The 11,980-nt window shown below is 47.2% G+C and carries 16 protein-coding genes and 1 riboswitch; of the genes, 1 reads left to right on the top strand and 15 read right to left on the bottom strand.

Features of this window, described 5'->3' with window-relative positions; all coding sequences use genetic code 11:
* From K3F53_RS04425 to K3F53_RS19310, 8 genes are all read right to left on the bottom strand, one after another.
* Positions 1-840 carry a MetQ/NlpA family ABC transporter substrate-binding protein gene (locus tag K3F53_RS04425; RefSeq protein WP_057899653.1) on the bottom strand — a complete coding sequence of 280 codons (840 nt, stop codon included), beginning with the start codon at positions 838-840 and terminating at the stop codon, positions 1-3.
* Positions 841-853: 13 nt separating this feature from the next.
* The gene (locus K3F53_RS04420; protein ID WP_057899654.1) at positions 854-1,516 is read right to left on the bottom strand and encodes a methionine ABC transporter permease; all 663 of its coding nucleotides are present in this window, start codon (positions 1,514-1,516) and stop codon (positions 854-856) included.
* Positions 1,509-2,273 (bottom strand): methionine ABC transporter ATP-binding protein, encoded by a 765-nt coding sequence (locus K3F53_RS04415; RefSeq protein ID WP_057899655.1) that lies wholly within the window; start codon positions 2,271-2,273, stop codon positions 1,509-1,511. The genes K3F53_RS04420 and K3F53_RS04415 overlap by 8 nt, the downstream gene beginning before the upstream one ends.
* Before the next feature lie 101 nt (positions 2,274-2,374).
* Positions 2,375-2,485: riboswitch (SAM riboswitch) on the bottom strand.
* A 311-nt stretch (positions 2,486-2,796) separates the two neighbouring features.
* Positions 2,797-3,204, bottom strand: a complete 408-nt coding sequence (locus K3F53_RS04410) for a thioesterase family protein (RefSeq protein ID WP_408863281.1) — start codon at positions 3,202-3,204, stop codon at positions 2,797-2,799.
* A 65-nt stretch (positions 3,205-3,269) separates the two neighbouring features.
* Positions 3,270-3,659, bottom strand: a complete 390-nt coding sequence (locus K3F53_RS04405) for a PaaI family thioesterase (RefSeq protein WP_057899657.1) — start codon at positions 3,657-3,659, stop codon at positions 3,270-3,272.
* A 41-nt stretch (positions 3,660-3,700) separates the two neighbouring features.
* Complete coding sequence (locus tag K3F53_RS04400; protein WP_057899658.1) at positions 3,701-4,162, bottom strand: PaaI family thioesterase; 462 nt, start codon at positions 4,160-4,162, stop codon at positions 3,701-3,703.
* Positions 4,163-4,180: 18 nt separating this feature from the next.
* Positions 4,181-4,480 (bottom strand): EthD family reductase, encoded by a 300-nt coding sequence (locus K3F53_RS04395; RefSeq protein WP_057899659.1) that lies wholly within the window; start codon positions 4,478-4,480, stop codon positions 4,181-4,183.
* Between the two features lie 309 nt (positions 4,481-4,789).
* Positions 4,790-4,927, bottom strand: coding sequence for a VOC family protein (locus tag K3F53_RS19310; protein ID WP_246615683.1), 138 nt, complete (start codon positions 4,925-4,927; stop codon positions 4,790-4,792).
* A 203-nt stretch (positions 4,928-5,130) separates the two neighbouring features.
* Here K3F53_RS19310 and K3F53_RS04385 point away from each other — a divergent pair, with 203 nt between their 5' ends.
* A complete protein-coding gene (locus K3F53_RS04385) occupies positions 5,131-5,475 on the top strand; it encodes a hypothetical protein (protein ID WP_057899660.1) in 345 nt (114 codons plus the stop codon).
* A gap of 69 nt (positions 5,476-5,544) precedes the next feature.
* On the opposite strand, the gene rbsB is transcribed toward K3F53_RS04385, so the two are convergent.
* The 7 genes from rbsB to K3F53_RS04350 form a co-directional block, all read right to left on the bottom strand.
* The gene (gene rbsB / locus K3F53_RS04380) at positions 5,545-6,474 is read right to left on the bottom strand and encodes a ribose ABC transporter substrate-binding protein RbsB (protein ID WP_057900407.1); all 930 of its coding nucleotides are present in this window, start codon (positions 6,472-6,474) and stop codon (positions 5,545-5,547) included.
* A 70-nt stretch (positions 6,475-6,544) separates the two neighbouring features.
* The gene (locus K3F53_RS04375; RefSeq protein ID WP_057899661.1) at positions 6,545-7,486 is read right to left on the bottom strand and encodes an ABC transporter permease subunit; all 942 of its coding nucleotides are present in this window, start codon (positions 7,484-7,486) and stop codon (positions 6,545-6,547) included.
* A 1-nt stretch (position 7,487) separates the two neighbouring features.
* Complete coding sequence (locus K3F53_RS04370; RefSeq protein WP_057899662.1) at positions 7,488-8,978, bottom strand: sugar ABC transporter ATP-binding protein; 1,491 nt, start codon at positions 8,976-8,978, stop codon at positions 7,488-7,490.
* An 18-nt stretch (positions 8,979-8,996) separates the two neighbouring features.
* Positions 8,997-9,392, bottom strand: a complete 396-nt coding sequence (rbsD, locus tag K3F53_RS04365) for a D-ribose pyranase (RefSeq protein ID WP_057899663.1) — start codon at positions 9,390-9,392, stop codon at positions 8,997-8,999.
* 22 nt (positions 9,393-9,414) lie between these two features.
* Positions 9,415-10,326: a ribokinase gene (rbsK, locus tag K3F53_RS04360; RefSeq protein ID WP_220559384.1), complete on the bottom strand. Its 912-nt coding sequence runs from the start codon at positions 10,324-10,326 to the stop codon at positions 9,415-9,417.
* Between the two features lie 3 nt (positions 10,327-10,329).
* On the bottom strand, positions 10,330-11,316 hold the full coding sequence (locus K3F53_RS04355) for a LacI family DNA-binding transcriptional regulator (protein ID WP_057899665.1): 987 nt from the start codon (positions 11,314-11,316) through the stop codon (positions 10,330-10,332).
* A gap of 165 nt (positions 11,317-11,481) precedes the next feature.
* A complete protein-coding gene (locus K3F53_RS04350) occupies positions 11,482-11,952 on the bottom strand; it encodes a hypothetical protein (RefSeq protein ID WP_156424086.1) in 471 nt (156 codons plus the stop codon).
* Between the last annotated feature and the right edge of the window lie 28 nt (positions 11,953-11,980).

The raw sequence follows: 11,980 nt of genomic DNA, 5'->3' as shown, positions 1-11,980 counted from the left end.
TTATTTTAAATAATCAGGTTTGACAAATCCCTGGAATTCTTTCTCGATAACTTCTTTAAACTCCGGAGATTTATATGCTTCGATTAAATCTTTAACAAACTGGCTGTCTTTGTCCGCCGTTTTCACAGCGACCACGTTCATATATTGATCCGGAATCTTTTCGAGCGCCAGCGCTTCCGTAAGTTTCAAGCCCGATGCGATGGCGAAGTTCCCGTTGACAAATGCGTAGTCTGCGTCTTCAAGCGAGCGCGGAAGCTGGGCTGCTTCCAGCGGCAGGAGCTTGATATTTTTCTTGTTCTCCACGATATCCTTTTCCGATACGCGAAGCAGATCTACACCTTCTTTTAACTTGATCCAACCGAAATGTTGCATCATGACAAGCGCGCGGGCCTGATTAGTAGGATCATTCGGAAGCGAAACGGTCGCTCCCGGCTGCACTTCTTCCAGTGTTTTATGCTTATGCGAGTAAATGCCGATCGGAGCCGTCGGAACCTGGATAACATCTTGAATATCCAAGTTATGCTCTTTCGCAAAGTTCTGCAAATACACGACATGTTGAAACACATTCGCATTCAGCGAACCTTCAGCCAGCGCCTGGTTCGGCTGCACGTAATCGTTGAACTCAACAATCTTCACGTTGTATCCTTTTTTTTCTAAAATAGGTTTAATTCCTAAACGCACCTGATCACTATACGGCCCCGCCGTCGCACCAATAACCAGTTCTTTACTGTTCCCCTGCGTTTTTCCTGTTGCCGTTTCGCTCTCTTGTCCTCCGCAAGCTGTCAAAAAGATTACTATTAATGAAATTAATGCAATAAGAATAAACGGTTTTTGTTTCACAAAGATCTCTCCCTTAACGTTTATCAAGATAATGTGCAAGACGATTGCCCGCAAATTGAATGACTTGTACAAGCACCACCAATAAAAGCACGGTCACAATCATAACATCCGTCTGGAATCGGTAGTAGCCGAAGCGAATCGCTAAATCCCCGATCCCTCCGCCTCCGACAACGCCGGCCATCGCAGAATAGGAAAGAAAACTGACAATCAATACTGTGAGTCCGAGCGTAAGCCCAGCGCGCGCTTCTGTCAATAACACTTTCCAAACAATCTGATATGTAGACGCCCCCATTGCCACCGCGGCTTCAATAACTCCTCTCGAAACTTCACGAAGCGATTGCTCCACCAGACGTGCAAAGTATGGAATGGCTGCAATCGACAACGGAACAGCCGCAGCCACCGGACCGATCGTCGTTCCGACCAATGTTCGCGTCAACGGAATCAATGCCACGAGCAAAATAAGAAAGGGAAACGATCGGACAATGTTAACGAGCGAACTTAAAATTCGAAATAAAATGGGGCTTTCCAGCAATTGTCCTTTACCTGTCAGAAAAAGCAGAACCCCCAGCGGCATGCCAAGCAAAAGCGCTGAGCCTATTGAAATGCCGACCATAATAGAAGTTTCTACGATAGAAACCCCAATTTCCGGCAATAAAGCAATCACATTATCAAACATTGGCTATCCCTCTCTCCTTGCCTGTTTCCTCTTCGAATAATAGCTGGGCGATTTCAGTTTTCGGCTTTACTTCCCGTTCAGAAAGCGAAAGTTTTTCGACGAGATGACCTCTTTCCATGACTGCTACTTTGTTGCAAATCTCTTTCACTACACTCATTTCATGCGTGACGATGAGAATCGTTACGCCTAGCTTTTGGTTGATTTCTTTAAGAAAAGATAAAATGGTACGCGTCGTCTGCGGATCAAGCGCTGAGGTAGGCTCATCACATAGCAGCACTTTCGGCCGGCTGGCCAACGCCCGGGCGATAGCGACCCTCTGCTTTTGTCCCCCGCTCAACTTGGCAGGATAGCTGTCCACCTTCTCGGCCAGCCCTACAATCTCCAAGCACTCCTGTACTCTTTTTTTTCTCTCTTCTTTTGGAAGACCGGCTATTTCTAGCGGAAACGCCACATTGTCCGCCACCGTCCGATTATTCAACAGATTAAAATGCTGAAAAATCATGCCGATGGACTGGCGCGCTTTGCGCAGCTCTCGATTTGATAGACCGGTTAACTCCTGACCATCCACATATACCTTTCCCTCGTCCGGTCGCTCCAGCAAATTAACCAGTCTAAGCAAAGTTGACTTACCAGCACCGCTGAACCCGATAATACCGTACACATCCCCTGGCTCCACATGCAGCGACGTTGGAGCTACTGCCTGAAATGTCCCGTTCGGTGTGGTATAACTTTTACTAATACTCTGTAATTTAATCATACTCCTCACTCCTTTATTCCTCCTAGATTGCACAAGGGGAAATAAAAACGACCTCCTGCGCTGCAAGAGGTCGGCGTACACTCATCACAAGTTTGCCGGACCTCTCATCTTTCAGCGCGCGAGCGCTGCTGGAATTGGCACCGTGTCAAAGAGTTTCTTTGATGGTTGCCGAGGCTTCACTGGGCCAGTCCCTCCACCTCTCTGGATAAGAGTCCTAATCATTTGCCTTTTCAATTTGTTGATTTTATTCTAACACATTAAACCATAATGTCAACTAGGAATTATAGATTTTTTAATTTTCTCCTACATTGCTGAGACATATAAAAACCATCACAGTTTATCATTGTATATGCAGATAACACCATATTTATATTGATTATAGTAGCTGTATATTTTCGCGGTCAATAAATTTACATTTAATTCTTAATACTATATCGAATAGTAGCAATATTTGTTTTGATAAGGTTGTTAATGATCCGATAAAAAAGACCGCGATTGAAAATTCCACGGTCTTCCTGTTTCATTATTTTTGTGCAATGGTTTGCCGTAACTCCGTGATACGTGCCTCCATTTTTTCTTTTTTAAAAATCGCCTGTGTAAAAATTCCGGTACCAACAATATTTTCTGATGTTTCCGCGGTCACTTCACAAACGACTCGCTTCGGAGTAACTTCCGTACATAAGGCTGTAAATTTTACCCGTTGCCCCACCACCGCAGGCCCAATGTGCTTAACCTGAATTTCGTATCCGGCTCCTTCCTCCCCCTCTTCAAGGTAAGGCAAAATAACATGGCGTCCGACTTTTTCCATATAATAAATCATAGTCACGGTCGACATTACATCGTGAACCACGTTGCCGTCAAACGTAGGACGCATATCGTCCTGCACGACAATTTCCAACGTCTCTGTCTCTCCCGGTTGTAATCCTTTCACCCGTTCTTCTCCTTCCTTATAAAGCAACATATACTTTCTTATACGAATGTAAAGACAACTCCACATCACTGTGGAGTTGTCTTTACACGGGCATATGTGCCAAGCGCGACGGCAACCAGCTCCCCATCGTCCGTGCGCACTTCCGCTTGCATGATAATAGTACGGCCTCCGCGCTTGATTACCCTAGATTGTGCGATCAGCTTATTTCCCCTAGCAGGCGCCAAATAGTTGATTTTGCTCTCCAATGTTACGCACTGCTGCACACCGTTAACATGAGGCGCGGCCGCGTGCCCCATGACCACATCAGCAAGCGTGCTTGTCACTCCGCCATGCACCACTCCATCGATACTATTGTACAATTCCGGGCGAATATGAAGCACTGCCGTGCAGCTATTTTCGTCCTGGTGCTCGATTTCAATACCAAGATATTGGTTAAAACGATTGTTTGATTTCATGGTAGTCTCTCCTGCCAATCCAGCGCTGCCAACGCGTCCTGTTACTCTTCATTAGCTGCGTTCTGTCCGATTTCCTCAAGAAAAAACCCACTCTTGCGGTAAGCGACCGCGTCAAGCAGAGCGATGCTTTCGCCGTCGTGTTCCACCTCGATTTGGTAAAAACCGGCGCGTGCTGTTTTTTTCTTTTCTGTCGCTACTGCACGTAACCGTGCGCCCTTTCCACTTGGAGCCATATACTGAACGTTCATCGATAACGCCACGCATGGACGTCCATATGAATTGCAGGCCGCAGCAAACGCAAAATCAGCCAGCGCAAAAATGACGGCTCCATGTGTTGTGCCATGCGCATTCAACATTTCCTCACGCACGTCTACTTCCGCCACAGCCGTTCCCTCTCCAAGTTCAACCAGCCGGATTCCTAAATGGCGCGCGTACGGATCGCGACTCACATACCGAGTGATTTGTTCCCGGTACCTGCGATGTGTTTCCGTTTCACTCAACATGCTTTTTAAACCTTTCTCCTATACTACTTCCGCGAAGTGCATGGATACAACCTTGCCAGCAAAGCCCATTAAATCTTTGCCTGCTGCTTTTCCTTCCGGAGAAGAAAGCGCGTTCATAAGCGCTTCTTTTGTTTCAAAATACATTTCTGCAATCAAATGAAGATTGCTGTCACCTGCAGGAGAGCCATAAATTTTATTAACTTCCAGCTTTAGAAGACCCGGCATTTTTTCCGCGAGCGGCGCGTGTACTTCTTTGTAATGTTTATCAAATTCCTCTACATTTTCCGGCTTTTTGTAAATCGCGATCAGCTTAACCATCGTATCCCCTCCATAAAAAATCAATACCTTAATATCATAAAAATATAATATTACGTTTTAAAATCGTACTATTTATCAGAAATTATATCGTTTTAAACAGCCAATCGTCAATATTTTAAGAAAAATTATTAATATAGCCACTATGTTGAACTTACCGTTCAAGCGAATGCTACCGCTCCCGCTGGCCCGGTTCAACGAATTGCAAGAGCTCTCGATCCGGGCCATAAAATAAAATCATCCGACCGCCTCCAAGCGTCGGTTTCGGTTTCTCAGTGTTAAAAACAATTCCCTTCGCCTTGTAATGAGCAATCAGTACAAAAACGCCATCTCGCGCACCGCGTTCTGACCGCGAAGGCATACCCTGTACCCAAACATCGATGAATAAAACGCAATGGAACGATCCATATCGGAAACAATCAATGCTACGTGTTCGATTTTTTTAATCATTTGTATCTCCTGCCCTTTTCATTTTTGAATCCCTTCTCTTTTTCTATCACTAAATGGTAATTTTGTTTCTTATTTTGGGCAAGTCTAGTCCTTTACTTTGACTTCTCCGCTTTACATGTTGAACAAAGCGACAGTGGCCGACTTTTTATACGGTTTTACTTTCTGTTATAGTAAAAGCAAAAGGACATGAAGGGGAGAACAATATGGCAATGTTTGAGGAACCGGATCTGCTGGGCGTCTACTGCGAACGACGCGACAAGGGACATCCGGAAGAATATGCGTTTGAGATTACGCAAAAATATATGTTCAATTTCTTTATCAGCAACATGAACCAACTGTTCGCTGCTGAAAAAGCCGAAGTTACTGACAACATGCCGCCTGATGAAAAAGCAAAACTACTCTATTTAAAAAAGGCATCCGACCGCGAAAAGCTGGAACTTATCCGCAGATGGTATGAAGATTACAAAGACAGCATCTATTCCTCCAGCGGTTCATTTGAACGGGCATATATGCACAGAAATTCCCTTTTGCAAAATAATGAATATTAAAAAAGCATCAAAAAATCCCCGGATTGGCCGCTACGAACCGAAACCGGGGATTTTTCATCATTCTATTCGTTATTTTTTAATCAATTCAAGCTCCACTGGCACATTTTTCTCTACTTTTTCGCCGTTTGCTACTTTCTTCGCAAGTTCAACCGCTTGCTTGCCGATAAGCTCGGGTTTCTGCGCGACAGTCGCGCTCATGCGGCCCTCTTTCACCGCAGCCACTGCGTCATCCGTTGCATCAAAGCCAACAACAACTACATCCTTCAATCCAGCAGCCTGAATCGCTTTCAGAGCCCCTAGCGCCATTTCATCATTATGAGCAAATACGGCTTTAATATCCTTATTCCCCTGCAAAATGTTTTCCATAACACTCATACCTTTCGCGCGGTCAAAATCGGCCGGCTGCTTGGCCACCACTTTCACACCTTTTTCTTTGTCAATGATTTCATGGAAACCTTTGCCGCGCTCCCGTGCCGCGGAAGAACCTGGAATTCCTTCAAGTTCAACGATATTGCCTTGTTTTCCGATTTTTTCAAGCAAATATTTAGCCGCCATTCTGCCCCCTTCTACGTTGTCGGAAGCTACGTGTGATACGACCTCGCCTCCCTCGGCGCTACGGTCAACGGTAATGACCGGGATGTTGGCATGATTCGCGGATTTAATGGCAGACACAACGGCTGCGGAGTCGGTCGGGTTTACAAGAATGACATCCACCTGCCGCTGGATTAAATCTTCGATTCCCGAGATTTGTTTCGCTGGGTCATCCTGTGCGTCAACCGTTACTAGCTTTATATTGTTTTCCTGCGCCGCTTTCTCCGCCCCCTCTTTCAGCGTCACGAAGAACGGGTTGCTTTGTGTGGAAATAGCCAGCCCTACCGTAATCTGCTCTTTTTTGTCGCCAGCTGCTTTATCTCCTGTACCTGGCGCCTGGGTGGTGCAACCTACCAGCATGGATAAACCGAGCAAACTTACCGCAAAACCTTTTACTAATCTTTTCATTTTCTTCTGATCCCCCTTAGACAAATATTGATTTAATGTTTGTACATTTGTATGGTGATGGATATGTTTTTTACGCTGTTTTTTTGCGATCAAGCAAAACAGCAAGCAAAATCACGGCTCCTTTTACCACCTGCTGGTAGAACGAAGAAACTTCCAGCAAATTCAAACCGTTGTTTAGCACGCCGATAATCATCGCACCGATAAGGGTACCAAAAATCCAGCCACGACCGCCAGATAGGCTGGTTCCCCCCAGCACGACCGCAGCAATGGCATCCAATTCATACCCCATTCCGGCGTTTGCCTGCGCGGAATTGAGGCGCGAAGTCAGGATAACCCCTGCCAGCGCCGATAACAAACCAGTCAGCGCATAAATATAAATTTTTACCCTGTCTGCTTTAATGCCGGACAGAATCGCCGCTTCTTCGTTGCCGCCGATTGCGTAGATGCGGCGGCCGAACGCTGTTTTCTTCAGGATAAAATACAGCACCGCGAAACATCCAAGCATCCAGAGCACCGGAACTGGGATTACGAAAAAGTATCCGGCGCCGAGCATGGTGAACATCTCGCTGTCAAATCCGGTAATCGGTCTTCCTTCTGTATATACAAGCGTAAGACCGCGGAAAATCGTCATCGTGGAAAGCGTTGCAATAAATGGCGCTACTTTTCCTTTCGCGATCAAAAGACCGTTCGCCGTCCCCATCAATACGCCGGAGAGAAGTGCAATGAGAATGGACAGAAGCGGATCCATACCCGCAGTCATCATTCCGGCCGTCAGCGCACCCGCAAGCGCAAGAATCGCACCAACCGACAGGTCAATCCCGCCAGTCAAAATGACAAAAGTCATGCCAAACGCAATCAGTGCGTTAATCGAAACCTGACGCAACACATTTAAAATATTGTCCAACGTTAAAAAGTTAGGGCTCAGCACTGCAAGAATAACCGTAATAATCAAAAGTCCGATAAAAGGCCCCAGCTTTTGAAAATTCATCACAAAAGATTTTTTATCTGCCATATTACTTTCCTCCGGTGGCCGCATGCATGATTTTTTCCTGCGTAGCCTCTGTTTTATCCATAACTGCTGCCAGCCTTCCTTCATGCATAACCAGAATGCGATCGCTCATACCGAGAATTTCCGGCAGCTCTGATGAAATCATAATAATGGTGACACCTACAGCAGTAAGTTCATTGATAATGTTATAAATTTCTTTTTTGGCGCCGATATCAACGCCACGTGTCGGTTCGTCGAGGATGAGCACTTTCGGCTGAATGCCCAGCCATTTGCCGATTACGACTTTCTGCTGATTTCCGCCGCTCAGCGACTTTACCGTTTGCTCGCCGCTGCTCGTTTTAATGTTCAGCCGCTGAATCATCTCCCGCACAAACCCTGCTTCTTTCACAGAAGATACCACGCCATTTTTCGAGAGTCTCCCCAAATTGGTCAGCGCAATATTTTCTCGCACGGACAATCCGAGCACAAGCCCCTCTCCTTTTCTGTCCTCCGTTACAAACGCAATACCGTGCCGAATCGCATCGTCCGGTTTCCGGATGTGAATCTCCTGGCCATCCAAGAAGATTCGGCCACTTTGCTTCTCGCTTACACCAAACAACGCGCGCGCAATTTCCGTCCGTCCGGAGCCCATCAGGCCAGCGATGCCAAGCACTTCGCCGCGTCGCGCGGAAAAACTGATATCCCGAATCGCCCCGCTATCGCTCAGTCCCTCCACTCGCAGACGCTCTTCGCCAATTGCCACGTTGCGTTCCGGGAAACGTTCACCAAGCTGACGTCCGACCATCATGTGGACAATCGTATCCAAATCCGTCTCTTTAATATTTTCGGTACCGACAAAGATACCATCGCGCAAAACAGAAATCCGATCACAAATTGCGAAGATTTCCTCCATGCGGTGCGATACATATACGATCCCGACACCTTGCGCCCGCAAATCGCGCATGACTTCAAACAGTGCCTCAATTTCCCTGTCGGTCAGCGCCGCCGTCGGTTCGTCCATAATCAGCACCTCCGCGTTCAACGACAAGGCGCGGGCGATTTCAATCATTTGCTGCTGCCCGATGGATAGAGAGCCCGCTTCCGCATCCGGGTCAATGTCGACACCTAGACGCCCCAAGTATTCACGCGTTTTTTGCTTCATTTCCCGCGTGCGTAAAATCCCTGTTCTGCCATAGCAAAGATCGCGCCCAAGAAACATGTTCTCCATGACCGTCAGCTGCGGAATGATGTTTAGTTCCTGATGGATAACAGCAATGCCCATCTGTTCCGCTTCTTTCGGACCACTGAAATTTACTTCTTGGCCACGAACCCGGATCGTACCAGAATCCTTCGGATAAATGCCGGTTAATATTTTCATCATCGTTGACTTCCCGGCACCGTTCTCACCCATCAGCGCATGAATTTCCCCTTTTTTTAGAGAAAATGAAACATCTTTTAGCACCTGCACTTTGCCAAACGATTTGCTAATGCCTGTCATTTCAATCAGATTGCTCATTGCGCAACATCCTTTTGCTTAAAAAATTACGCCGGATCTTAGAACCACGTTGGCATACGGTGTCGCTTCCCCCGTGCGAATCACCGCTTTCGCCCGCTCGCTCAAACGTTTGAGCTGTTCATGGGATACGTAAGACATTTCTGCATCATGCAGTATCTCCCGCACCTGCTGCTCTATCTTCGGGTTATGCGTTTTAATTTCTTCCGCCAGCACCGCTGCTTCGACCTGCATTTCCTCCAGGACAACTTCCAGCGTATCAATAAAGGAAGGAAGCCCCGGCTTCAGCGCCAGATCGATCCGCTTCACCCCATCCGGAATCGGCAACCCACAATCACCAATTACAATCGTATCCGTATGCCCCAATTGAGAAATCACGGCTGTAATCTCGCTGTTTAAAGCGCCAATTTTCTTCATGACTCTACTCCTTGTTGTCTTACTATGTTTGCTTCAAAAAAGTGACTACCTGCTCATGAGACGGCATGCCGCCTTGCGCCCCGAACTTTGTAACCGATAACGCACTTGCCGCAACCGCATAGTGTACCGCTTCTGCTATCGAACAGCCCTGGCCAATCATGACGGCCAGCGCTGCGTTGAATGTATCGCCTGCGCCCGTCGTATCCACCACTTCGACTTGAAAGCCAGGCTGATGTCGAATATTTCCGTTACCATCGCTGTAGTATGCACCGTCGCTTCCTTTGGTCATCACCAACTTTCCGTGATGCGACGCCATAAGGCCCCTGAAGTCCCCATGCTCCCCCGGCTTCTTGCCAAGGAGAATAGCCAGTTCGTACTCGTTTGGCGTCAGAACGGTAATATCTTTAAGCACTTCCTGCGGCAATTCGGCCGCTGGGGCCGGATTTACGATAACCGGAACATCAGCCTTGCGCGCAATACGCACCGCTTCTACCACAGTGTCCAGCGGAATTTCTAATTGCAGCAATACCACATCTGCTTCCCGAATCATGGCTTCGACACGGCGAACTTTGTCCGGGGTCAGGGCATGGTTAGCGCCCGGGACGACAATAATGGAATTATCCCCATTCTCGACCACAATCGAAGCAATGCCTGTCGCTGTTTGTGTAACCGGTTCCACACCGTCCACGCGAACCCCTTCTTTTTTGAGATTATCTATAAGCATGGTGCCGAAGCTATCCTCTCCTACGCACCCAATCATATAAACATCAGCTCCGAGTCGTGCGCAGGCCACTGCCTGATTAGCACCTTTTCCGCCGGGAAGCGTGGAAAATTTGCTGCCGAGCACGGTTTCCCCCAATGCGGGTACCCGCGGTGTCTCTGTTACCAGATCCATGTTAATACTGCCTATGACAACAATCTTTGGTCGTTTCATTATTTATCCCTTCCTCGTAGTCCCTCGCTCGATGAGCTGCACATCCAGTTCATAATACAAAGTATCAAGCGGCTGTTTTTCGATCATCTTAATCAGCATACGCGCGGCGAGCGCGCCCATCTCATAAATCGGCTGAGCCATTGTCGTCAGTTCCGGATACACGATTTCTCCCATCGTGATGCCATCGTAGCCGATAATCGCCATTTCTTCTGGTATTGAAATACCAAGCAGCTGCACCGCCCGCATCGCGCCGATGGCTATTATATCGTTTCCAGCAAAAATCCCGTCAATATCCGGATGCTTCTTCAGGAGTTCCAGCGTCGCCTGCATAGCCTGGCGCATATCGTAATTGCTGGCAACAATAAGCCCTGGATGGAACCATTCCAATTTTTCTACCACATCGAGGTATCCATGGCAACGCTCATCAGCAATTCTGAGCTGCACAGGCCCTCTAAGATGCGCGATTTTCCTGCAACCTTGTTTCAAAAGAAAGCGAGTCGCCTCCCGGGCTCCTTCCCTGTTTTTCGAAGTCACCATCGGAATGTTGTCGGATAAAACCACTCGATCCAATACAACAACCGGTACTTTGAACGTATGTACCTCTTCTGCCGTCAACGCCGTTGAAGCAAGGATCACGCCATCAATATATTTTTGTTTCAGCAATTGGATATACTGCTTTTCTTTTTGTGGGTTTTCATCGGAATTGCCGAGAATGGTTGTATATCCATACTGTTGCATCACGTCTTCCACAGCACGAGCCAATTCCGGAAAGAACGGGTTTGTAATATCGGGCACCATCAGGCCAATTGTGCCCGTTTTCTTGTTGGTTAAGCTCCGGGCAACGAAGTTGGGCGTATAATTCAATTCTTTAATCGCCTTTAACACTTTGCGCTCCGTTTCCTCGTGAACATAGCCGCTACGATTCAGTACGCGTGATACGGTCGCCACGGAAACCCCCGCAAGCTTCGATACGTCTCTGATGGTGGGCATCTGTTTCTTCCTTCCCATCACTATTTTATGTAATCGGTTACACACACTATAAAAAAACATACAAAAACAAAAAGCTATAAAATAGGTAACCGGTTACATCTTTTAATTAAACATAATATTAAACCAGATGAACTTTTTTTGTCAATCATATTTGCAAAATGTGTTTTACTTTTTTTTGTACCAGCTGGAAATAAAAGCAGCCTGGCTCGCCAATCCCTGGCGCTCATATTCTTGGATGGCGCCCACAATCCGCTTCGCTTCCGCCGCCATGAAACGGATGCCTGCAACCGCCTCGCGCCGGACACTCCGCATGCTTTCTTCTCCCAGAGCCAAATACGGATAAAGCAATCTGGGCGTATCTTCCATAATCAGATTGGCGATCCTTTCCTGCAAAGCGGGCGGCATGATGCCTGAATACGGCACCAGCAAATCGAGCCGAAACAAAAGCTGGCGACATTCATCATACATTTCATAATCCAGCCGCCTTTCTTCCTGAGCTTGCTCTACTTTTCCTCTTAACTCCTGAAGTATTAAAGCTAACTCCCTTTCTTCAGGCATAAGAAGCACCCGCTCTTCCGTTTTACGCTTGGTGTTCCGTTTTTCGCGCAACCAGCGCCTCCACCAGCCCGCCTTCATTTCCGTTCACCTCTTTTTTCATCTTCGT

The sequence above is a fragment of the Aneurinibacillus thermoaerophilus genome (genome assembly GCF_019603355.1).
Classification (GTDB): Bacteria; Bacillota; Bacilli; order Aneurinibacillales; family Aneurinibacillaceae; genus Aneurinibacillus; species Aneurinibacillus thermoaerophilus.
The sequence above is the reverse complement of the archived record's forward strand: the minus strand, read 5'-3'. Positions and strand labels throughout refer to the sequence as shown.

Bases quoted from the DNA above. Each gene is read 5' to 3' on its own strand.
- K3F53_RS04420 (WP_057899654.1), bottom strand. From the start codon at position 1,516: ATGTTTGATAATGTGATTGCTTTATTGCCGGAAATTGGGGTTTCTATC.
- K3F53_RS04415 (WP_057899655.1), bottom strand. From the start codon at position 2,273: ATGATTAAATTACAGAGTATTAGTAAAAGTTATACCACACCGAACGGG.
- K3F53_RS04405 (WP_057899657.1), bottom strand. From the start codon at position 3,659: ATGAAATCAAACAATCGTTTTAACCAATATCTTGGTATTGAAATCGAG.
- K3F53_RS04400 (WP_057899658.1), bottom strand. From the start codon at position 4,162: ATGTTGAGTGAAACGGAAACACATCGCAGGTACCGGGAACAAATCACT.
- K3F53_RS04395 (WP_057899659.1), bottom strand. From the start codon at position 4,480: ATGGTTAAGCTGATCGCGATTTACAAAAAGCCGGAAAATGTAGAGGAA.
- K3F53_RS19310 (WP_246615683.1), bottom strand. From the start codon at position 4,927: ATGATTAAAAAAATCGAACACGTAGCATTGATTGTTTCCGATATGGAT.
- K3F53_RS04385 (WP_057899660.1), top strand. From the start codon at position 5,131: ATGGCAATGTTTGAGGAACCGGATCTGCTGGGCGTCTACTGCGAACGA.
- rbsB (WP_057900407.1), bottom strand. From the start codon at position 6,474: ATGAAAAGATTAGTAAAAGGTTTTGCGGTAAGTTTGCTCGGTTTATCC.
- K3F53_RS04375 (WP_057899661.1), bottom strand. From the start codon at position 7,486: ATGGCAGATAAAAAATCTTTTGTGATGAATTTTCAAAAGCTGGGGCCT.
- K3F53_RS04370 (WP_057899662.1), bottom strand. From the start codon at position 8,978: ATGAGCAATCTGATTGAAATGACAGGCATTAGCAAATCGTTTGGCAAA.
- rbsD (WP_057899663.1), bottom strand. From the start codon at position 9,392: ATGAAGAAAATTGGCGCTTTAAACAGCGAGATTACAGCCGTGATTTCT.
- rbsK (WP_220559384.1), bottom strand. From the start codon at position 10,326: ATGAAACGACCAAAGATTGTTGTCATAGGCAGTATTAACATGGATCTG.
- K3F53_RS04355 (WP_057899665.1), bottom strand. From the start codon at position 11,316: ATGCCCACCATCAGAGACGTATCGAAGCTTGCGGGGGTTTCCGTGGCG.
- K3F53_RS04350 (WP_156424086.1), bottom strand. From the start codon at position 11,952: ATGAAGGCGGGCTGGTGGAGGCGCTGGTTGCGCGAAAAACGGAACACC.